Source organism: Acidobacteriota bacterium (assembly GCA_026707545.1).
Taxonomy (GTDB): Bacteria; Acidobacteriota; Thermoanaerobaculia; order Multivoradales; family Multivoraceae; genus Multivorans.
Map to the genome: position 1 here is coordinate 1,110,137 of JAPOWR010000001.1, position 21,259 is coordinate 1,131,395.

The following is a 21,259-nucleotide window of genomic DNA, read 5'->3' on the forward strand; positions in this document are numbered from 1 at the left end:
CCCGACTCATGACCGCATCCGCCAGTTCATCCAGGCCCGCGCTCGACCGGGAGCGGGCCATCGTCGTGGTGATCGACCTCCAGGGCCGTCTCGTGGACCTGATGCACCGGCCGCGGATGGTGATTGACGGCACGGCGCGGCTGCTTCGGCTGGCCCAGTTGTTCGACCTGCCCGTGATCGTCACCGAGCAGTACCCGCGGGGGCTGGGGCCGACTCGGGAGGAGATCGAGGCGGTGATCAAGGAAACGGATCCCGAAGGCCGCCGCACGCGCAGGGTGGAGAAAGACTCCTTCGGCTGCTGCGGCGAGCCGGCGTTCGAGGAAGCTCTGGCGGCCGCGAGACCGGGGCTGGAGCCGGCCCGGCAGCAGGTGGTCGTGGCCGGGATCGAGGCTCACATCTGCGTCGTGCAGACGGTTCTCGACCTGCTGTCGCGCGGGACGGACGTCCACGTGTGCTGGGACTGCACAAGTTCCCGGGGCAAGGAGTATCGACGTCACGCACTGGAGCGCATGGGCGGGGCCGGTGCCCAGATCACGAACCACGAGTCGGTTGCCTTCGAGCTGGCGCGGGACAAGAACCACCCGCAGTTCAAGGGCGTCAACCGGCTGCTCCGGGAGGGCCAGATCGCTTGACCGGGCCGGTGCGGCGAACGGTCAGGGGGGCCGTGTTGATCCTGGCGGCGTCGCCCCTGGTCGCCCAGCAGCCGAGCCCGGGCTCGGGCGACGCGGAAGCCGAGGTACGGGCTACCTTCGAGGCCTACCGCCAGGCGCTGATCACCGGGGACGGCGAACGGGCGGCCGGCCTGGTCGATCGGGAGACCGGGGAGTACTACCGGCAACTGAAGCGGTTGGTGCTGGAGGGCGGCGAGGAGGAGGTGAGGCAGCGGACCTTCGTCGACCGGTTCCTGATCGTGGCCTTCCGGCACCAGTTCGACGCCGCCGAACTTCGGGGGATGGATCTCGCCGACGTGATCGTTCGCGCGATGGAGATCGGCTGGATCAACGGAGCGGCGATTGAGCAGCTCGCCGTCGGCGACGTCCGGATCGAGGGCGACGAAGCCGTTGCCGCCGCCCGCACGCGAGCGTCCCTGGAGGACCCTTCGCTCGGAGGCGGCATCGATGAACTGGAGTACCGCTTCGTGAACGAGAACGGAATCTGGAAGTTCCGGTTCAGCGGGCTCGTGGCCTCGATCGGCGAGGTGATGCGCGAGCTCGCCGCGCAACTTGGTGTCGAGGAGGACGACCTCATCTTCACTCTGATCGAGTCGCTGACCGGGGTGAAGGTGCTGCCGGAGGTTTGGGACGCGGTCGAGCCCTGACTCGGGCTCCGCCGCCGACGTCCGGTTCGGGTTTGCGGCCGGCTGAGTCACCTTGGGGGTGCGGTACGATCGCGCCGTGCCGATCCGGCGAACACCGCTGCTGGTCGTTGCCGCCGCTCTCGTGGCGGCCGCCGGCTCCGGCCTGCTCACCAGAGCCCCGGCGGTAGGCCCGAGCCCGCAGGTCGGAGTCCCCGACGACCGCCGTGATCCGCGCACGAGTTACCGGCGCTCGCTGCCGCCCCAGGCGATGAGGATGTTCGAGCGGTACTTCCCGCCGCCCGTCCATCCGGACGAGGTCCTGCGCGAGTTCTACTTCACCCGCCTCGCGTACAGCGGCCAGAGATACATGGGCGGCGCAAGCTGGTCGGTCGACTTCCCCAAGGCCGATCGCCAGTTCATGATCGGTCTGAAGAGGCTGCTCGACCAACTGGACGCCTACGACTACGACAACCCGGTGGTGGCCACGGACCCGAAACTGTTTCGCTATCCCTTCCTCTACTCGGTGGAGGTCGGCTACATGATGCTGAGTCCGGAGGAACGAGAGCACCTGCGGCGGTATCTGCTGGCCGGCGGCTTCTGGGTCATCGACGACTTCTGGGGCAGTTGGCAGTGGGCCAACCTGGAGCGCGAACTGTCCGAGATCCTGCCGGAGTATCCGATCGTCGAGATTCCTCTGGAACACCCGATCTTCCACTGCTTCTACGACGTGGAGGAGATCCTCCAGGTGCCGAACGTGGGGCAGGGTCGGTACGGGGGACCGACCTGGGAGCAGGACGGATTCACTCCGCACGTACGGGGCATCTTCGACGACCACGGCCGCCTGATGGTGGTGATCAACTGGAACACGGACCTCGGCGACGCCTGGGAGTGGGCGGAAGATGAGTGGTACCCGGTGCGGTTCTCCCACTACGCGTACCAGATGGGCGTCAACTTCGTCGTCTACGCCATGTCGCACTGAGGCGACGCCGCGACGTTCCCGTTTCGCCCGCTCTCGCTACCTGGTTCCCCATGGCAGGCCTTTTCGAGTTCCTCTTCAAGTACAGGCCTTCCCTGTTCGAGGAGGGCCGGCTCGCCCTGGCTGCTCCGGGCTGGATGCAGGTTGCGGCCCTGGTTGCCGGCGGCGCACTCGTGTTCGCGGCCTTCACCTACCGTCGAACCCGGGCGGGCAGCGGCTCCCGGCCCGAACGCTACCGCTGGCTGGCGCCGACGCTGCGGTCGCTGGCAATCGGCGTCCTGCTGCTGTGCCTGCTGCAGCCGGCCCTCGTGCTGTCCACCGTCGTGCCGCAGGAGTCCTTCGTCGGCGTCCTGATCGACGACTCGGGCAGCATGGCGATGCCGGACGAAGACACGGCCGGGGACGGTACCCGCGCCGGGGCGGTCCGGGAGGCGCTCTCCGGGCAACCGGGGTCGTTGCTGGAACTCCTCACCGAGCGCTTCCAGGTCCGACAACTCGCCTTCGGCCGCGGCGCGGAGCGGATCGAGTCCGTCGATCAGCTCCGGTTCGCCCGCTCCGACAGCCGCATCGGCGAGGCTCTGCTCGCCGCTTCGGACGAACTGGCGGGTCTGCCCCTGGCGGGTCTCGTCGTCTTCTCCGACGGCGCCGACTCCGAGCCGGCCGCACTCGGAGACGCCCTTCTGGCGCTCAAGGCAGCGGGGACGCCGGTGCATACGGTCGGTCTCGGCCGGCCGCGGCTGGCAAGGGACATCGAGGTGTCGCGGGTCGTGGCTCCGCGGCGCGTGCTCGAGGGCTCGACCGTCGAGGTCGAGGTCACGCTGAGTCAGACCGGATTCGGCGGCCGTAGCGTCAATCTCGAAGTCGAGGACGACGGACGCATCGTGAACGTGGAGCCGGTGACCTTTCCGCGGCGGAGTTCGGCGGTCACGGCCCGGGTGATGTTCGCGGCCACCGACGAGGGCGCGCGGGAGTTCCGGTTTCGGGTGACTGCCCAGCCCGGCGAAGAACTGACGCAGAACAACGAGCGGACGGCGCTGGTCGAGGTGAGGAAGAGGCAGGAGAAGATCTTCTTCTTCGAGGGCGAACCGCGCGACGAATCGAAGTTCCTGCGTCGGGCGGTCCAGTTCGACGAGAACCTCCACGTCGTGTCGATGACCCGGCAGGCGGCGAACAAGTTCTACGGCATCAACTTCGACGAGAACACGAAGCGCTTCGACGGCTTCCCGACCCGCCGGGAGGACCTGTTCGAGTACCAGGGCGTGATCCTCGGCAGCATGGAGGCGAGCTTCTTCACCCACGACCAGATGCGGATGCTGGTCGACTTCGCCGCCCAGCGCGGTGGAGGCGTGCTGCTGCTCGGCGCGCGCCGGTCCTTCTCCGAAGGCGGTTTCCTCGGGACGCCGATCGCCGAGCTCTCGCCCCTCGTCCTCTACGAGGTGGACGCGGCGCCGGGAGATGGCCGCCCTCCACTGATCCACGATTTGCAACTGGAGTTGACGCCCCAGGGACGCGCCCATCCCGCCATGCTGCTGCGCGACGACCGCTCGGAATCGAACGAGCTGTGGCCGACCCTGCCGCGGCTCTCCGCGTACCAGCGGGCCACTGAACTGAAGGCCGGCGCCACCGCGCTGCTTCTGGCGGAGACGCCGTTGCACAGGGAGCCGCTGGTGGCCCTGGCGTATCACCGGATCGGTCGCGGTCGCGCGATCGCCTTCACGCCGCACGACTCGTGGCACTGGCAGATGAGCGCCGAGATCGAACTCGAGGACCAGACGCACGAGCGACTCTGGCGGCAGATGCTCCGTTGGCTGGTGTCCTATGTCCCGGACCGGATCGAGGTCGAGACGGACCGGGACCGGTTCGAACCGGGCAGCACGGTCGCGTTGCGCGCCACGGTTCGGGATGCGGCGTTCAGGGAGGTCAATCGGGCGCAGGTGACCGCAGGGATCGAGATGCCCTCCGGAGAGGAGGTCGAGGTGCCCCTCGACTGGTCCGTGGAGCGCGACGGCGAGTTCGTGGGCTCGTTCGTGGCCGCCGAACGGGGTCACTACCGGGTCGAGGTCGACGCGCGGTCGGAGGGGGAACTGCTTGGTGTCGCGACCTCGCGCTTTGCCGTCGACAACCTGAACGAGGAGCTCTTCGGCGCCGCGCGCCGGGACTCGGTGCTCCAGAGGATCGCTCGCGAAACCGGGGGCCGGCAGTACGGGCTGGACGAGATGGACAGCCTCGTGGAGGACCTTTCCGTCAGCCGCGAGGGGACGACCGTTCGTGAGGCGCGGGATCTCTGGGACATGCCGGTCCTGTTCCTGCTGCTTGTCGTCTTCCTCGGCGGTGAATGGGCAGTTCGCCGCCGTCTGGGGATGTCGTGAGCCGTCGAGGACGCACCGTGCTGCTGCTGGCGGCGGCGTTGGCCTGCCCGCTTGCCGCGGGTCCTCTCGTCGCGGAAAGCCATCTCCTCGTGGTGACCGGAGTCGGGGGCGAGCAGGTCTACACCGAGCGCTTTCACGCCTGGGCGACGCGAGTGGTGGAGGCGGCCCTGGAGGCGGGTCTCAGCGAGGACAGGGTGGTCTATCTCGCGGAACGTCCGGACCTCGATCCGGAACGGATCCGGGGCCGGTCCACTGGCGAGAACCTCCTGGCGGAGATCGAGGCGCTGACGACTCGGTCGAGCGCTGGCGACACGGTGTGGATCCTGCTCTTCGGACACGGCAGCGGCTCCGCGGGCCCGCCGCGATTCAACCTTCCGGGGCGGGATCTCGTGGCCGAGCAGTACGCCGCCGCGCTCGAGCCGCTATCGGACCGGCGCGTCGTGTTCATCAATACAAGCTCCGCGTCGGGCGGCTTCATCGGGCCGCTGGCGAAGGAGGGACGCGTGGTGATCACGGCCACCAGGTCGGGCGCCCAGGGCAACGAGGCGCTGTTCGGCGGCTACATCGCCGAGGCCTTCGACGGTGGCGCGGGAGACCGGAACAAGGATGGGCGCACGTCCGCCCTCGAAGCCTTCGAGTTTGCTCAGCGCGAGGTCGAACGCTACTACCGGCAGGTCGGACAGATCCGCACCGAGCATGCGCTGCTCGAGGACAACGGTGACGGTACGGGAAGCCTGGAACCGGCGGGCCTCGATGCGGGCGGGACGGTCGACGGAAGACTCGCGAGTCTCGTGCTCCTCGGCGAGGAAGCGCTTCCGGCTGCGCTGACCGAGCGAAGTCGCGAACTTGCCGAGCGGCGCGGCGACGTCGAGCGCCGGATCGACGAACTCCGTCTACAGCGGGAGAGCCTCGACGAAGACCTCTACCTCGAGGAACTGCAGGAACTGATGGTCGAACTCGCCCTGGTGGACCGTGAGCTGGGAGAGACCGGGGCGAAGAGTGGAGAAGACGCCGGTTCCGACGGATCGAACGGGGAACCGGATCCGTGAGCGAGCGGCAGCTTTCCCCCGGGCTGCGAAGAGTCCTGGTCCTCGTTCTCGCGGCAGGCGTCTCGTGTCCGTTCGTGGCTGCGGCCCAGAACGAGGCGGTCTCGCTTCAGGACATCGAGTCCATGGTCCTGGCCGGCCGCCACGACGAGGCGCTGAAGCAGCTCGACGCACGCGCCGACCGGTCGGGCGACGCCGGGGCAGTCCGGTTGCGCGTGCAGGCGTTGACCTCGACCGGTCGATACGACGAGGCGGCTGCCGTCTTCGAGACGATCGACGCGGCGGGTCTCGGCCTTGGCCTGCCGCGGGGCAGGGTGGCGCTGCTTCGCGGGGACCGGGAAGAGGCCCGGCGGTCCTTCGAAGAGGCGCGGGCCGCGCGTGGTCCGGACGCCCTGGTCGCAGCGTTCGAGCTCGCGCGGCTGGCGTGGGACCGGGGCGACATCGAAGAGGCGACCAAGGGCTTCTACGGGATGATCGACGCCTACAACAGGGGCACGGCGGACACGGCGGCGGAGCTCCTTGCCGTGGCGGAGGCGTGCCGGTTACTGGGGCGCGACGATCCGGAACTCTTCAAGGACGCGCTGCGGGCATACGACGAGGCGGTGGCGCTCGCTCCTTCGTGGCCCCTGCCTCGTGTGCGGATCGGCGAACTGTTCCTCGAGAAGTACGACAGCGGTCAGGCGCGTTCGTCGCTGGCCGATGTGCTGCGGGCGAATCCGCGCCATCCGGAGGCACTGCTCGCGATGGCGCGGACGATGCGGTTCGACGGCGATCCGCGGGCCCAGGCCACGCTAGACGCCGCCCTCGACGTCAACCCCAACCTGACGCCGGCGCGCGTTTTCCAGGCCTGGCTCCATCTCGGGGCGGAGCGCTGGGGGGAGGCCCGGGACGAGGCCGAGCAGGCGCTTGACGTCGATCCCGGTTCGCTCACGGCGCGAACACTGCTGGCGGCGGTGGCGTTCCTCGAGGGGCGCGACGAGGACTTCGCGGGTCTCCGCGACGGCGTGCTGGCCGACAACCCCCGCTACGCGGATCTGTTCAACGATCTGGCCGATGCCAGCGCCGACAACCGGCTCTACCCGCAGGCGCGCGACTTCGCCGCCGAGGCGGTGCGGCTCGATGCGAGATCGTGGCGCGGCTACGGACTGCTGGGCATGAACCAACTCCGGCTGGGCGACATCGAGGCCGGCCGGGCGAACCTGGAAACCTCCTTTGCGGGCGATCCTTACAACGTCTGGACCAAGAACACGCTCGACCTGCTCGACACGTTCGGCGACTACCGGATGGTGGAAAGCGAGCACTTCGAGTTCCACATCCACGATCGCGAGGCCGATCTCCTGGCCCCGTACATGGTTGAGTTGGCCGAGGAGGCCTGGACCTCGCTCTCCGAGCGCTACCGCTTCGAGCCGCCGACGCCGATTCGAGTGGAGGTCTATCCGTCGCATGCCGACTTCTCCGTTCGGACCGTCGGACTGGCGGGGCTCGGCGCTCTCGGGGTGTGCTTCGGCCCGGTGGTCGCCCTGGATTCGCCTTCGGCGCGTCAGGTCGGCCACTTCAACTGGGGCGGCACGCTGTGGCACGAGATCGCCCACACGTTCACCCTGCTGGCCACCGACGCGAGGATCCCGCGCTGGTTGACGGAAGGCCTGTCCGTCCTCGAGGAACGCCGGGCGAGGCCCGGCTGGGGTGACGACGTGCAGGTGGGCTTCCTGACCGCGCTTCGCGACGGCGATCTGCTGGGCATCGCGGAGATCAACGACGGCTTCGTGCGGCCGAAGTTCCCGAACCAGATCGCGCTGTCCTACCTTCAGGCCTCCCTGATCAGCGAGTGGATCGAAGAGGAGTACGGCTTCGACGCGACTCTCTCGATGCTCGCGGGCTATCGCGACGGCAGGAGCACGGAGGAAGTGTTCGACGAGGCGATGTCCCTCTCGCTCGAGGCGTTCGACGAGCGCTTCTTCGGCCACCTGGGCACGCGCTTCGGCGGCGCCATGGCGGCGCTCGGCGATGCCCCGTCCGATTCCGGCGAGGAAGATCAGGACCCGGGCGAAGGCGGACCGTCGCGCGCGCCGACCCGGAATCCCTTCGAAGGCCGGGAGCTCAATCTCGAGCAGTTGGCGCTGGCAGCGAAGGAGAACCCGGACGACTTCAGAATCCAGATGACCTATGGCTACGCCCTCTTTCGGGAGGAGCGGTTCGCGGAAGCGGAAGAACCCCTCGTGCGGGGCCGCGACTTGTTCCCGGAGTACGTCGGTTCCGGAAACGCCTACACTCTGCTGTCGGAAATCTACCGGCAGCAGGAACGCGAGGAGGAGGCGATCGAGGCGCTGATGACGCTGGTGGCAAGCAACGAAACGGCCTGGGATGAGCACCTGGCCCTGGCCGAGTTGCTCGGCGCCGCGGGCCGCGAGGAGGAAGAGGCAGAGATCCTGGAACGGTCGCTCTACATCTCGCCATACGATCTGGACGTGCACCGCCGCCTCGCCGAGCTCGCCTTCGCTTCCGACCGCTTCGCCCTTGCCGTGCGCGAACGGGCCGCCCTGGTCGCGCTCGATCCGCCCGACCGGGCGGTTGCGCTCTACGAGCTGGCCCTGGCGCAGCACCGTGCCGGCCGGCCGGAGAGCGCGCGCCGGACGGTGCTGCGGGCGCTCGAGGTGGCGCCCGGCTACGACCCGGCGCAGGAACTCCTGCTCGACCTGGTGGGGAAGGGCTCGTGATGCGCGGCCGAAGCGGGTGCCGTGGGCTTCGGGTACTGGCGGGTGTTGTCGTGCTCGGCGTGCTTGCCGGTGCGCTGCTCGCTCGCGACGACTTCTGGCGGACGCCCAAGGTGGAGACGCCGTCGTATCCCTACTCGGGTGGCTTCACCTTCGCCCGGATCAAGTTCGAACCGACGGAGTGGGGCGGCGGCCCGTTCATGTGGGGTCTCGACCTCAAGTGGAACCACGACTATCCGTTGGCGGAGCAGAACTTCACCCGGATCGTCGAGGAGATGACCCACATCGACGTGTTCACGGGCGGCGGCAATGTGATCGAGCTGACCGATCCGCGGCTGTTCGAGCATCCCTGGGCCTACCTCTGCGAGGCGGGCTTCTGGAATCCCACCGAGGAGGAACTCGCCAACCTCCGCTCGTACCTGTTGAAGGGCGGCTTCCTGGTGGTCGACGACATCTTCGACCGGCCTGGCTATCCGCTCTACTGGGAGAACACCGAGCGGCAGATGGGCCGCCTCCTGCCCGGTTACGAGCTCGTGCCGATGACGATCGATCACCCGGTGTTCCGGGCCTTCTTTCCGCTCGAGGACCTCGACTTCGACCTCGACCTCCCCGGAATCTACCCCGTGCGGGGCAAGATCTACGGCGTCTTCGAGGACAACGACCCGACCCGGCGTCTGATGGTCGCCATCAACTACAACATGGACATCGGCGACTTCTGGGAATGGTCGGAGTACGCCCTCTACCCCGTCGACGTGACCCAGAAGGGCTTCAAGCTGGGCGTGAACTACCTGATCTACGGCATGACTCACTGAGGGGGCCCGCAACTCCCCAAACATTGGCCTGAACGATGGAGAACCAGATGAACGACACCCAGGAACCAGCGGCCGGCGACGTCGGGAGCGCCCAGGGCCTCACCAGCGAAAGCGACGTCGAACTGGCGGCGCGTCTGGCGGCGGGCAGGGAGCAGATCATGACCCAGCTCGCCAAACAGATCGTCGGCCAGGAGGAGGTGCTGGGACAGGTGCTGATGACCCTGTTCGTCGGCGGCAACAGCATCCTGACGGGTGTGCCTGGTCTGGCGAAGACCCTGATCGTGCAGACCGTGGCGGAGATTCTGGACCTCGAGTTCAGCCGTATCCAGTTCACACCCGACCTGATGCCGAGCGACATCACGGGCACAGACATCATCCAGGAGGATCACGACACGGGCCGGCGCGAGATGGTCTTCATGCCCGGGCCGATCTTCGCCCAGATCGTGCTCGCGGACGAGATCAACCGGACGCCGCCCAAGACCCAGGCGGCCCTGCTCGAGGCGATGCAGGAGCACCGGGTCACCGTACAGGGCCGAACCTACAGCCTGAAGCAGCCGTTCTTCGTCTTCGCGACCCAGAACCCGATCGAGCTGGAGGGGACGTACCCGCTGCCGGAGGCCCAGCTCGACCGCTTCATGTTCAACATCATCATCGACCATCTGCCTGAGGACGAGGAGATGGAGATCGTCGACGCGACGACCACGGTGCGCGAGTTCACCCTGGAGACCCACGTCACGGGTGCCGACCTGCGGGCCTTTCACCGGCTCGTGCGCCGGGTGCCGATCGCCGATCCGATTCTCCGCTACGCCGTTCACCTGGTGCGGATGACGCGGCCCGGCAACCCGGAGGCGCCGGACTTCGTGAACCAGTGGGTGCAGTACGGAGCCAGCGTCCGAGCCGCGCAGTTCATGGTTCTGGGCGCCAAGGCCAAGGCGTTGATGGAGGGCCGCTACCACGTGGCGCCCGAGGATGTCCGCGCTCTCGCCGCGCCGGTCATGCGCCACCGGATCCTGACCAACTTCCGCGCCGAGTCGGAGCGGATCACGACGGACGAGATCGTCTCCCGCCTGCTCGCGCTCGCCCCGGTCTCGGCGAGCGGCATGACCTGACGGCGCCCGCGTGAGCTACGGCAGGTTCGTCGACACGGAGACGCTGAGCCGGATCAGCAGTCTGGACCTGCTCGCCAAGACGGTCGTGGAGGGCTTCGTCAGCGGGCTGCACCGGTCGCCGTTCCTGGGCCGGTCGATGGACTTCGCGGAGTACCGCGCCTACCAGCCCGGGGACGACATCCGCCGCGTCGACTGGAAGCTCTTCTGCCGCACGGACCGCTTCTACGTGAAGGAGTTCGAGGCGGACACGAACACCAACCTGACGATCGCGCTCGACGTCTCCCGCTCGATGGACTTCGGCACCGGAGCGCTAACCAAGCTGGACTACGGGCGTTACCTCGCGGCATGCCTGGGCTACTTCGCGTCCAAGCAGAAGGACCGGATCGGACTGGTGACGTTCGACAGCGAGATCGTCGACTACGTTCCGCCGGCTGCGAAGCACCTCCAGGTCGTCCTCCATACGATCGACCGCATCGAGCCGGGCGGTGGCGGCAGCCTCCGCGAACCGCTGCTCGAAGTGGTCGACTCGGTGCGCCGCCGGAGCATGGTGGTCCTCATCTCGGACTTCTACGAAGATCCCGAGACGGTGATCAAGGCGGCGGCGGGGTTCCGGCACAAGGGCAACGACATCATCCTCTTCCACCTGCTCGATCCCCTGGAACTCCGCTTCGACCTGGAGGGCGAACTGGATCTGCGTGATCTGGAAACGGGAGCACGACAGGCGGTCATGCCGGACGTGCTCCGGGATCAGTACCTGGACCTGATTCGGGAACACACCCGGACGCTCGACCGCTCCCTGGTCGAGGCCGGTATCGACTATTCGCTGGTCGACACCTCGCAACCTCTCGACGCCGCGCTTTACAGCTACCTGTCGGCGCGTCTCTACGCGATGAAGGCGAGGTGAGGGTTGGGTCTGCTCGCACCCCTCTTCCTGCTCGGGCTGGCCGCGGTCGCGGTCCCGGTGATCATCCACCTGCGGCTGCGTCATCGGAGTCAGGTGGTCGCCTTCCCGTCCCTGATGTTCATCTCCAGGGCGCCGTATCGCTCCGTCCGGCGTCGGCGGCTGCGCGATCTTCTGCTCCTGGCCCTTCGCTGCCTGGCGCTGGCGCTCCTGGCGCTGGCGTTCGCGCGGCCGCTGTTTCAGGGCGACTCGGCGGCGAACGCGGCTGCCGCGAATCGGCTGAGCGTGGTGCTGTTGGACAACTCGTTCAGCATGGGGTTAGGCGGCAGGTGGCAGCGCGCCATGGATGCCGCGGCTTCAGCCTTCGAGGGAATGGGCGCACAGGATCGTGGCGCCCTGATCGTCTACTCGGACCAGGCGGAGATGGTGAGCACGCCGACATCGGACCGGTCGCTGCTTCTGACCCTGACGAGGGAGGTGGAGCTCGTTCCCCGGGCGACCTCCCTGCTGCCCGCGATTCAGGTAGCCCGGGGCGTGCTCGCGGATGCGGGAACGACCGCCGTCCGGGAACTGGTGATCGTCAGCGACTTCCAGCGCTCGTCCTGGGCGCCCGACAACGCGGCGCTGCTGCCCCAGGGCGTCGAACTGCGTCTGGTCGATGTCCGCTCGGATGAAGAAGCCGTTGGCAACGCGGCGATCACGGACGTCGTGCTCGACCACTCCCGTGTGTCGTCCAGTGAAGGCGGAGCGGATGATCGGGAGCAAGTGGGCATCGCGGCCCGGATCAGCTACCAGGGTCTTGGCGCGGTAGCCCCGGAGGACGGGGCAGCTTCCGCCCTGCGTGCGGAAGTCGATCTGCTGTTCGACGGCGAGGTCATCCAGACCCGGGCGGTAGATGTGCCTCTCGACTCCTCGACCATGGTCAGTTTCGCGCCCGAGGTCCTGGAACGCGAGCGGACGACCCGGGGCACGGTGCGTCTTCGCGAGGACGCTCTCGAACCGGACAACGAGTTCCACTTCGTGCTGTCACCCGCCCACGAGGTCGGCGTGCTGGTCATTGAGCCCGATGGCGACCGGCGGCGCAGCCGGTACCTCGAGGAGGCGCTGTCGCTCGGACGCCGCCCGTTCCTGCGGGTGAACAGGGTCCAGGCCTCCGGGTTTGAGCCGACGATGCTGGACGGCAAGTCCGTCGTTGTGATCAACGACGCGGCGCAGCAGCTTCCGTCGGGGGCCAGCGCGGCGGTTCTGCGCTTCGTCCGCGAAGGCGGCGGCCTCCTGCTCGGGGTGGAACGCGGCCTGACCTCGACCTCGGCCCTGCTGGGAGAGCTCGGCGTCGGAAGCCCGCAGCAGGTGGACCGGCTGTCCGGCACGCCCGGCTCCCTGGCCTGGTTCGACACGGGTCATCCGGTGTTCGACATCTTCGCGGCGGCCCGCAGCGGGGATTTCTCCTCGGCGTCGTTCTTTCGCTATCACCGGCTCGAGATTCCGGACGGGGCGGCAGCGGTCGCTCTCTTCGACGACGGCTCGCCGGCTCTGCTCGATCTGATGCCCCTGGTGACCGACGACTCCGCCGCCGATTCCGACATCCGGGAGCGCGGCCGCGTCCTCGTGCTTCCGACATCGCTCGATACGTTCTGGAACACTCTGCCCGTCCAGGCGGTGTTCCTTCCCTTCGTGCATCGGTCGATGGAGTACCTGGCCGGATACTCGCTCGCCCGCTCGTGGTACCGCGTGGGTGAAGTCGCCTCGGTCGAATTGCCGCGACAGGGCCTCGACGACACGGGTGACGGGTACGTTGCGGTCGCTCCTTCCGGCGGTGAGCGTCGGGTGGAGGGTGACGGCCGGGAACTGCTGCTCGACGTGGAGGAACCCGGCTTCTACGAGTTTCGCGAGGTGCGAGCGGACGTTGCCGCCGAGCGGCTGACCCTGGCAGCGAACGTGCCGGTGTCGGAGTCCGACCTGGCCGCTCTCGACGTCGACGAGTTCATGTCACGCATCAGGCCGGTTCAGCCCGACGAGGAAGCGGCGACCCTGGCGAGCGCGGCCACGCCGGAGGAGCGTGAGCGAAGGCAGCGCCTCTGGTGGTATCTGATCGCGGCGGCGGCCGCCGTTCTGGCGGCCGAGGGCCTGTTCGGCAACCGCCGGCCTGCCACCGCAGCGCCGATCGTGACAGCATGGGGCCCCACCGGCGAGGAGACCTGATGGCAGCCAGCTTCGATCCCATCTACGACCCGACGTACGGCGAACTGATGGCGGTGATCCGGCGCGTGCGCGCGCGCTGGCGCGTGAAGGTGGGCTTGCGCGGCCTCGTCATGCTGACGTTGGCCGGATTCGCCGCCTTCGCGATGTCCGTTTGGGGCATGGACTACTTCCTCTACAGCGAGCGGGCGGTCCAGATCTTCAGATGGCTTACGTACGTGGCCCTGGTCGCGCTGGCCGTCCGGCTGCTCGTGGTGCCCCTCGCTCAGCGGGTATCGAAGCGGCAGGTGGCTCTCTACGTCGAAGAGCACGAGCCGACGCTCAAGGCCTCGGTGCTGAGCGCGGTCGAACTCGGGCCGGTGCAGCAGGGCTCGCCCCGCGATACGGAGCGAGTGTCGCCGGAACTCCAGCGGCGGGTTCTGGAAGAGGCGATCGAACGCTGCCAGAGCAGCGGCTTCGCCACCGGGATCGAGCGCGGACCTCTGCGACGGTTCTCGGCAGCGCTCCTGGGAGTGGCCGGCGCGGGCATGGCCGCGGTCCTGATCAGCCCCGCCTTCCTGCAGCACGGCGCGATGCTGCTCTTCGCTCCCTGGCGCGCCGCGGCGGCGGACAATCCCTACCAGTTGCGCGTGGGGCCCGGGAACCTGACCGTGGCGCGCGGTTCGGACCAGCTGATCACGGCGGCCGTCCTGGGGTTCGATCCGGACCGCGTCGAGGTCGCCCTCCGTCCGCTGGATGCGAGCGGCAACGCGCAGGGTGATTGGCAGCAGTGGCCGATGAACCGCCTCGGCGTGGAAGGCGAAGCCTCCGACGAGCTGATGATCGGGGACGCCAGGGTCACCCACGACTTCATCGCCCTGAACCTGCGCTCGGACACGGACTACTACGTCGACGCGTCCGGCGTGCGCTCGCCGATCTACCGCATCCGGGTGAAGGACCTGCCCTACGTGGAGCAGATCGACCTGCAGTACCGGTTCCCCGAGTACAGCGGCCTGTCCGACCAGACCGTCGAGGACGGCGGAGACATCGCGGTACTCGAGGGCACGGAGGTTCTGTTCAGCGTCCTGCCGATCTTCGCGGTGCCGGAAGGACGGCTTCTGATCGAGGGTGAGGAGCCGATCGGCCTCAGTCCCGGGAGCGGACGGATGACGGCCGCCTTCACGGTCAGCGGCAACACGTACTACCGCGTCGAGTTGATGGACGAGGACGGCCGATGGCATCGGGCCTCAGCCGAGTACATGATCACCGCGCTCGAGGATCAGCCGCCGATCGTCCGCTTTGCGAGCCCCGGCCGGGACATCCAGGTGACGCTGGTCGATGAGGTGTTCGCCCAGGTGGAGGCGGAGGACGACTACGGTGTGAGTCGCCTGGGTATCCGCTACGCGATCAACGGCGGCGAGGAGACGGCGATCAACCTCCTGGACAGCCGATCCTCGATGAAGAAGGTCAACGCCGGGCATACGCTCTTCCTGGAGGAGATGGAACTGACGATCGGGGATTCGATCTCCTACTACGCCGAAGCGTGGGATCGAAGCCGCTCGAAGCCCGTCATCAGCGACATCTACTTTCTGGAGATCAGGCCCTTCGATCGAAACTACAGGCGGGCCGAGCAGGGCGGCGGCGGCGGCATGGGCGGCGGAGGCGGCTTCGACAACACGCTGTCGGTGCAGCAGAAGATGATCATCTCGGCCACGTTCCGCCTGGTCCGGGACGCGGAGGAGTACTCCGCCAGGGAGATGTCGGAGCACGTGACCACCGTCGCGCTGATGCAGGGGCGGCTGCGCGACCAGGTGGGCTCGCTGATCACGCGGATGGGCAACCGAGGCCAGTCGTTGCTCGGAGACGAGGAGTTCTCAAGGATCATCGAGTTCCTGCAGCAGGCCAGCACCGAGATGGCCGCTGCCAAGAGGGAGCTGGAGGCGGAACGGCTCGACGACGCGATGACGGTGGAGAAGCAGGCCCTGGCGTCCCTGCAGCGGGCGGAATCGGCGTTTCGCGACCTGACGGTTTCGTTCCAGCAGGGCGGCGGCGGCGGTGGCGGCGGCAACCAGCAGTTGTCCGAGGATCTTGCCGACCTGTTCGAGTTGGAGCTCGACAAGCTCCGCAATCAGTACGAGACGGTCCAGCGAGGCGCTGCCGAGCAGACGCAGGCCGAGATCGACGAGCTGATGCAGAAGCTGCGCGAGCTGGCGCGGCGCCAGCAGCGGGAGAACGAACGCCAGAACCGGCTGCGCGGTCGCCAGCAACAGGGTGGCGGTGGCGGTGGCGGTCAGCAGCAGTTGATCGACGAAACCGAGGAGTTGGCGAGGCGCCTGGAGAGGTTGGCGCGTGAGCAGCAGCGCTCGGAACTCCGGCAGACGACCCAGGCCCTACGCGAGGCGGTCGAGCAGATGAAGCGCTCACAGGCCGGTTCCTCGGGCTCCCAGTCGAGCGCCGGGGCGCAGGGGATCGCGGCGTTGGACAAGCTGCGCGACGCCCGCCGGCTGCTGGACCGCGACCGCCGCCAGCAGCTCGGCCGGGACATGGACGAACTGGAGCAACGGGCCCAGCGCGTCTCGGACATGCAGGGTCGGATCGAGGAGCAGGTCGAGGACCTGGCCGGCCAGGAAGGCGAGGATGGCCGGAGGCGCAGCGACCTCACGGCGCAGGAGCGCTCGGAGTTGATCGAGCGGATCATGGAGCGCAAGGATAGGTTGACCGACGAGGTCGCGGGTCTGGAGGCCCAGCTCAACCGGATGATGAGGAGCGCCCGCGATGAGCAGCCGGAGGCGGCCCGCAAGCTGCAGGCGTCGGCCGAAGTGATCCGGGACGAGCAGCTGAAGGAGAAGATCCGCTACTCCAAGGGTGTGCTGGCGGGGCGCGATGCGGAGTTCGCTCGCCTGTTCGAGGGCCAGATCCGCCGGGACATCGATGAGGTGATGGAGCGGATCGCCGAAGCGCAGGCCAGCGTCGGCGAAGGGGGTGGCGATCGTCAGGACCGGATGCTCGAGCAGGCCCGCGATCTGGTCGAGAACATGTCCTCACTCGAGGCCCGTCTGCGTGACCGGGCCGAGGCCGGCGCCAGGCTCGGTCAGCGTTCCGGTCAGGGCGGCGATCAGCAGAGCGGCGACCAGCAGGGCGGCGATCAGCAGGGCGGCGACCAGCAGGGCGGCGATCAGCAGGGCGGCGACCAGCAGGGTGGCAATCAGGAGGGCGGCAACCAGGAGGGCGGTGGCACGGACCGCGGCGGCGCTCGCAACCTGGAAGCTGGTGGCAGGGACTGGGGTCGGCCCAGCCAGTACGGATCGAGTTCGGGCGGCTGGTACCAGCCGGGCGTCTTCACCGCCGAAGACCTGCGCCAGTTCGAGCGCGAACTGGACCAGCGGCGCTCCGACCTGGAGGCCCTGAGGGCCGACCTCCGCCGCGAGCGGATGGACACCACGGATCTGGATCAGCTCCTGCGCCAGATGGGCGATCTGACTCTGCTTGGGCTCAACAAGGATCCGCTGGCCCTCGAGTCGCTGCGCCGCGACGTCGTGGAGGGACTCCGTCAGTTCGAGTACCGGCTGTGGCGCGAACTGCGGGGAGCCGACACCGAACGGGTCTACCTCGGCAACTCCGACCAGGTGCCGCCTGGCTATCGCGAACTGGTCGACGAGTACTTCCGCAAGCTGGCCAGCGAGAGCTGAAGCAGCCTCCTGGCCGTTTGCGCGGTCAACTCCCCGTCGGGATGTCGCTGTACGGAACGTCGCGGTCGACGCGGATCTCGCCCGGGAGGCCGAGGACGCGTTCGGCGATGATGTTGCGCAGGATCTCGTCCGTGCCGCCGGCGATGCGGAGGCCGGGGCTGTAGAGGAAGGACTGCTGGAACAGGGCGTCGGAGGGCATCAGGGACGGGTCCGTGATCACGCCGCCCATGTCCATCAGGTCCGCTCCGAACGAGGACACGTTCTGTAGCTTCGAGGCGGAGACGACCTTGCCGATCGAGTTCTCGGGTCCGGGCACCTTGCCCTGGGAGAGGGCCGTCATGGTGCGCGCCTTCGTGTGCTTCATGCCCATCGACTCGACGTACCAGTCGGCGATCTTCTCGCGGACCGACGAGTCCTCGAGGGCGGACCGGCCGTCGAGTTCGCAGGCGGCGGCGAGCTTCATCACCTCGCGGAAGTCCGGCGGCGGCGCGTCGCCGACGGCGAGGCGCTCGTTCATCAGGGTCGTGATCGCCACCTGCCAGCCTTCGCCGATCGCGCCGAGGCGCTGGCTGTCCGGTACCCGGACGTTCGTGAAGAAGACCTCGTTGAAGTTGGAACCACCGTTGATCTGCTTGATCGGCTTGATGTCGATCCCGGGCGACTTCATGTCGATGAAGAAGAAGGTCAGGCCCTTGTGCTTGGGAAGGGACGAATCGTGGCGGGCGACCAGGATGCCCCAGTCGGAGTAGTGGGCCCCTGAGGTCCAGACCTTCTGGCCGTTGACCACCCAGTCGTCGCCGTCGCGGTGGCAGCGGGTGCGCAGCCCGGCGACGTCGGACCCCGCCGCGGGCTCCGAGAACAACTGGCACCAGACCTCTTCGCCACGCATCAGCGGCGGAATGAAGCGGGCCTGTTGCTCCTGGGTCGCGTACTGCGCCATGACCGGACCGCACATGCCGAGACCGATGCTGAAGAAGCCGGTCGGGACGTCGAAGTCCGCCTCTTCCTGGTCGTAGATGATCGTCTCGATCATCGGCCGGCCCTGGCCGCCATGCGCGACGGGCCAGTGACGGCAGGCGTAGCCGGCGTCCGCCTTCCTGGCCTGCCACGCCTTGGCGAGGGCGAGGCCCTCCTCGGCGTCGAGCCGGCGGCTGACGCTGGGGCGGTCCTTGCGCGGTTCCGCGTTGGCGCCGAGCCAGGCGCGGACCTCCGCGCGGTACGCGGCCTGTTCGGGAGTGTCGTTGAAGTCCATCAGGCGGCCTCCTGCCGTTCCAGACCGGAGATCAGCCGGTCCTTCCACACCCTCTCGCTGCCGATGCTGAGCGCAAGCAGCTTGGAGCGGCGGTAGTAGAGGTGGCAATCGGACTCCCAGGTGAAGCCGATGCCGCCGTGGGTCTGGATGTTCTCTTTCGAGGCGAAGTGGAAGGCCTGCGTCGCCGCGACACGGGCCGCGGCCGCTGCGACCGGTAGCTCGGGCGCGTCGGTCGACAGCGCCCAAGCGCCGTAGTAGCAGTTCGCCCGGGCGAGTTCGTTCTTGATGTACATGTCGGCGAGCTTGTGCTTGATCGCCTGGAAGGAGCCGATCGGCCGGCCGAAGGCGTAGCGGCCCTTGGCGTAGCCGATCGCCATCTGGAGGCAGGCGTCGGCGCCGCCGAGCTGCTCCATGGCGAACAGCACCGCGGCGCGGTCGAAGACACGGTCCTTGAGGGTCCAACCCTGACCGGATTCTCCCAGGAGTTCGGCCTTCGCGCCGTCGAAGGTGATCCGTGCGTGGGAACGGGACGGATCGAGCGTATCGACCGGCTCGCGAGCCACTCCGTCGCCGTCAAGATCGACGAGGGCCAGGGAAGTGCCGCCGCCATCGCGGGCTACCACGATGCAGAAGTCAGCGATGTCGCCGTCAGGAACCGGCACCTTGGTCCCCGTTAGCCGACCGTCCTTGAGCGTCGTCTGGAGGTTCGCCCCGGTTGCCTGACCCGGCCCCTCGGAGAGGGCGAAGGTACCGACCTGTTCGCCGCCGGCCAGTCTGGGCAGCAGTTCCTGCTTCTGGTTCTCGGAGCCCGCCAGGAGCACGGCTTCGGTCGCCAGGTAGACGGAGGAGGAGAAGGGCACCGGCGCGATTGCCCGGCCAATCTCCTCGGCGACGACGCAGAGCTCGAGGTAGCCGAAGCCGATGCCGCCGTACTCCTCGGGGATCGCGATTCCGGGAGACTCGTTGGCACAGATTTGCTGCCACAGATCGCGGGCGAACGGTTCGTCCGTATCCTCCAGCACCCGCCGGGGCACGGTGGTGTCGCAGGCGGCGCGCAGGAAGTCGCGCGTCTGCTGTTTCAATGCCTTCTGGGCATCCGAGAAATCGAAGTTCATGGCTGCTCCGTGGTCAGTTTCGGACGCGGAGTGTAGCAAGGGAAAACGAGGCCGGTCGCCCTCTCGTCGAACCTCGTTCAGACCCGGTAAGTCCGGCCCTCCGCGGCGGCCTCGATCTCAAGGTCGGAGCGTTCGAGCATGTCGTCGCCGAGGTGTGTGAGCAGCATCCGGCCGCAGTCCAGACGACGCCTTTGAGCGAGCAGCTCGACGTAGTTCAGGTGGTTCGGCACCGGCCGGTCGTAGAAGTTGCACTCGCAGACGAAGAGGTCCGCGCCCGCGGCCGCGTCGATCAGAGCTTCGGTCCACTCGGTGTCGCCGGAGAACACGAGCGTTCGGCCGCCGTACTCGACACGGAGTGCATAGCTCGGCGCGCCGGACGGGTGGACGACCTCGAACGGGATCACCCGCAGCCCGTTGATCGAGACGGACTCGCGCTCGTGAAGTTCGACGATCTCGAGTTCGAACGCCAGCTCGCGCCTTGAGGATCCGGGGTAGAGAGCCTCCGCCGCCTGGCGGAGTCTCTCCCGCAGCCCCGGGGGCCCCGCCAGGGTCAGCGGCGTCGCGCGGCGGGCCCGGTAGTGGGCGTCGCTCAACAGGAAGGGCAGACCGCCGAAGTGGTCTCCGTGCAGGTGGGTGATGAGGATCGTGCGGATCGTCGCGGGTTCGATGCCTCGAGCCTTCATCGCGGCGAGAGACGTCGCGCCGCAGTCGAGCAGGGTCGGGGAGAGCGCGCCGTCGTTCGTTTCACCGCTCAGGAGGAAGCAGGTGTGCAGGCGGCCGCCGCTGCTGAAGGCGTCGCCGCAGCCGAGAACCTGGAGTTGAAACGTCATCCGGGTTGTGAAGCAGGATCCGAGCGTCGCGGACGCGGCCGTGTCCGTGACCGTGTCCGTCTGGCGGACGGCATGATAGAGCACCAGGCTACGTGGTACGCAGCGGCATCAAGGGGCCCGGCGAAGGCGTCGGCCCGTCGACCAGGAGGAGCCGGGCAATGGCGGAACAGACCAGTTTCGAGACGATTCGGGTTGAGAAGGACGGGAGCCTCGGTTTCCTGACGCTCGCGCGACCGGAGCGGCTGAATGCCGTCGACGGGACCATGCTGCGCGAACTGGCGGTTGCGGCGAGGTGGTTCGACCGACAGAGCGAGATCGATGTCGTCATCCTTCGCGGCGAAGGCCGTGCGTTCTGCGCCGGAGCCGACCTGAAGGCGATGGGCGGCGCTTCGAAGTTGAACTGGCGCCAGCGCCGCGAGGCAGGCCAGCTCGGTCGCCGGGCGATGGACGCCCTCGAGCAGATGCGAGCGCTGACCCTGTCGCAGGTCCAGGGCTACGCGGTCGGTGGCGGCTTCCTGCTCATGGTGGCCTGCGATCTGCGGGTCGCTGCCGAGGACGCCGTGTTCTTCATCCCCGAGGTCGAGTTAGGGCTTCCTCTGGCCTGGGGCGGCGTGCCGCGCATGGTGCGCGAGATCGGCCCGGCCCTGACCAAGGAACTGATCATCACCTGCCGCCGCTTCGGTCCGTCCGAGGTGGCGCCGATGGTCAACCGGATCGTGCCGCCGGACCGGCTCGAGCAGGAGACCATGGATCTCGCCCGTTCCCTGGCCGCGATGCCCACGGTGCCGGCGGCCGTCACGAAGGACCACGTGAACGCCGTCTGCCGTGCCATCGCGGGCGCCACCGACTTCGCCGACGGCGACACGCTGCAGTGGGTGAGGGGCGATGCCGAGTCGGAGGCGGCCCGTGTGCGCTACACGGAGCGCACGCTCGGCGGTAAGAGCGATTGAAGGTGTCCGCCGCCCGCTGTC

The 21,259-nt window shown here is 68.1% G+C and carries 15 protein-coding genes; 12 read left to right on the plus strand and 3 right to left on the minus strand.

Features of this window, described 5'->3' with window-relative positions; translation table 11 throughout:
• The first annotated feature begins 8 nt into the window (after positions 1 to 8).
• The 11 genes from OXG83_04315 (at position 9) to OXG83_04365 (ending at position 17,091) form a co-directional block, all read left to right on the plus strand.
• The gene (locus tag OXG83_04315) at positions 9 to 632 is read left to right on the plus strand and encodes an isochorismatase family protein (GenBank protein ID MCY3964244.1); all 624 of its coding nucleotides are present in this window, start codon (positions 9 to 11) and stop codon (positions 630 to 632) included.
• Between the two features lie 32 nt (positions 633 to 664).
• The gene (locus tag OXG83_04320) at positions 665 to 1,318 is read left to right on the plus strand and encodes a hypothetical protein (GenBank protein MCY3964245.1); all 654 of its coding nucleotides are present in this window, start codon (positions 665 to 667) and stop codon (positions 1,316 to 1,318) included.
• A gap of 58 nt (positions 1,319 to 1,376) precedes the next feature.
• Positions 1,377 to 2,276 (plus strand): DUF4159 domain-containing protein, encoded by a 900-nt coding sequence (locus OXG83_04325; protein MCY3964246.1) that lies wholly within the window; start codon positions 1,377 to 1,379, stop codon positions 2,274 to 2,276.
• Between the two features lie 50 nt (positions 2,277 to 2,326).
• Entirely contained in the window at positions 2,327 to 4,642 is a 2,316-nt protein-coding gene (locus tag OXG83_04330; GenBank protein MCY3964247.1) for a hypothetical protein, read from the plus strand.
• Positions 4,639 to 5,691 (plus strand): hypothetical protein, encoded by a 1,053-nt coding sequence (locus OXG83_04335; protein ID MCY3964248.1) that lies wholly within the window; start codon positions 4,639 to 4,641, stop codon positions 5,689 to 5,691. The genes OXG83_04330 and OXG83_04335 overlap by 4 nt, the downstream gene beginning before the upstream one ends.
• Positions 5,688 to 8,405, plus strand: a complete 2,718-nt coding sequence (locus OXG83_04340; protein ID MCY3964249.1) for a tetratricopeptide repeat protein — start codon at positions 5,688 to 5,690, stop codon at positions 8,403 to 8,405. The genes OXG83_04335 and OXG83_04340 overlap by 4 nt, the downstream gene beginning before the upstream one ends.
• Positions 8,405 to 9,214: a DUF4159 domain-containing protein gene (locus OXG83_04345; GenBank protein MCY3964250.1), complete on the plus strand. Its 810-nt coding sequence runs from the start codon at positions 8,405 to 8,407 to the stop codon at positions 9,212 to 9,214. Before OXG83_04340 ends, OXG83_04345 begins: the two co-directional genes overlap by 1 nt.
• Positions 9,215 to 9,372: 158 nt before the next feature.
• Positions 9,373 to 10,323 carry a MoxR family ATPase gene (locus tag OXG83_04350; protein MCY3964251.1) on the plus strand — a complete coding sequence of 317 codons (951 nt, stop codon included), beginning with the start codon at positions 9,373 to 9,375 and terminating at the stop codon, positions 10,321 to 10,323.
• 10 nt (positions 10,324 to 10,333) lie between these two features.
• The gene (locus tag OXG83_04355) at positions 10,334 to 11,227 is read left to right on the plus strand and encodes a DUF58 domain-containing protein (protein MCY3964252.1); all 894 of its coding nucleotides are present in this window, start codon (positions 10,334 to 10,336) and stop codon (positions 11,225 to 11,227) included.
• A 3-nt stretch (positions 11,228 to 11,230) separates the two neighbouring features.
• Positions 11,231 to 13,426, plus strand: coding sequence for a VWA domain-containing protein (locus OXG83_04360; protein MCY3964253.1), 2,196 nt, complete (start codon positions 11,231 to 11,233; stop codon positions 13,424 to 13,426).
• On the plus strand, positions 13,426 to 17,091 hold the full coding sequence (locus OXG83_04365; protein ID MCY3964254.1) for a hypothetical protein: 3,666 nt from the start codon (positions 13,426 to 13,428) through the stop codon (positions 17,089 to 17,091). Before OXG83_04360 ends, OXG83_04365 begins: the two co-directional genes overlap by 1 nt.
• A 25-nt stretch (positions 17,092 to 17,116) precedes the next feature.
• On the opposite strand, the gene OXG83_04370 is transcribed toward OXG83_04365, so the two are convergent.
• From OXG83_04370 to OXG83_04380, 3 genes are all read right to left on the minus strand, one after another.
• Entirely contained in the window at positions 17,117 to 18,343 is a 1,227-nt protein-coding gene (locus tag OXG83_04370) for an acyl-CoA dehydrogenase family protein (GenBank protein MCY3964255.1), read from the minus strand.
• Positions 18,343 to 19,458, minus strand: a complete 1,116-nt coding sequence (locus OXG83_04375; GenBank protein MCY3964256.1) for an acyl-CoA/acyl-ACP dehydrogenase — start codon at positions 19,456 to 19,458, stop codon at positions 18,343 to 18,345. The genes OXG83_04370 and OXG83_04375 overlap by 1 nt, the downstream gene beginning before the upstream one ends.
• A 77-nt stretch (positions 19,459 to 19,535) precedes the next feature.
• Positions 19,536 to 20,372 carry an MBL fold metallo-hydrolase gene (locus OXG83_04380; GenBank protein MCY3964257.1) on the minus strand — a complete coding sequence of 279 codons (837 nt, stop codon included), beginning with the start codon at positions 20,370 to 20,372 and terminating at the stop codon, positions 19,536 to 19,538.
• Positions 20,373 to 20,446: 74 nt separating this feature from the next.
• Here OXG83_04380 and OXG83_04385 point away from each other — a divergent pair, with 74 nt between their 5' ends.
• A complete protein-coding gene (locus tag OXG83_04385; protein MCY3964258.1) occupies positions 20,447 to 21,238 on the plus strand; it encodes an enoyl-CoA hydratase/isomerase family protein in 792 nt (263 codons plus the stop codon).
• Positions 21,239 to 21,259 lie beyond the last annotated feature (21 nt).

What these genes read in the sequence shown, in the direction of transcription:
- OXG83_04315 (MCY3964244.1), top strand. Translation starts at nt 9, where the DNA reads ATGACCGCATCCGCCAGTTCATCCAGGCCCGCGCTCGACCGGGAGCGG.
- OXG83_04385 (MCY3964258.1), top strand. Translation starts at nt 20,447, where the DNA reads ATGGCGGAACAGACCAGTTTCGAGACGATTCGGGTTGAGAAGGACGGG.
- OXG83_04345 (MCY3964250.1), top strand. Translation starts at nt 8,405, where the DNA reads ATGCGCGGCCGAAGCGGGTGCCGTGGGCTTCGGGTACTGGCGGGTGTT.
- OXG83_04365 (MCY3964254.1), top strand. Translation starts at nt 13,426, where the DNA reads ATGGCAGCCAGCTTCGATCCCATCTACGACCCGACGTACGGCGAACTG.
- OXG83_04370 (MCY3964255.1), bottom strand. Translation starts at nt 18,343, where the DNA reads ATGGACTTCAACGACACTCCCGAACAGGCCGCGTACCGCGCGGAGGTC.
- OXG83_04330 (MCY3964247.1), top strand. Translation starts at nt 2,327, where the DNA reads ATGGCAGGCCTTTTCGAGTTCCTCTTCAAGTACAGGCCTTCCCTGTTC.
- OXG83_04375 (MCY3964256.1), bottom strand. Translation starts at nt 19,458, where the DNA reads ATGAACTTCGATTTCTCGGATGCCCAGAAGGCATTGAAACAGCAGACG.
- OXG83_04350 (MCY3964251.1), top strand. Translation starts at nt 9,373, where the DNA reads ATGACCCAGCTCGCCAAACAGATCGTCGGCCAGGAGGAGGTGCTGGGA.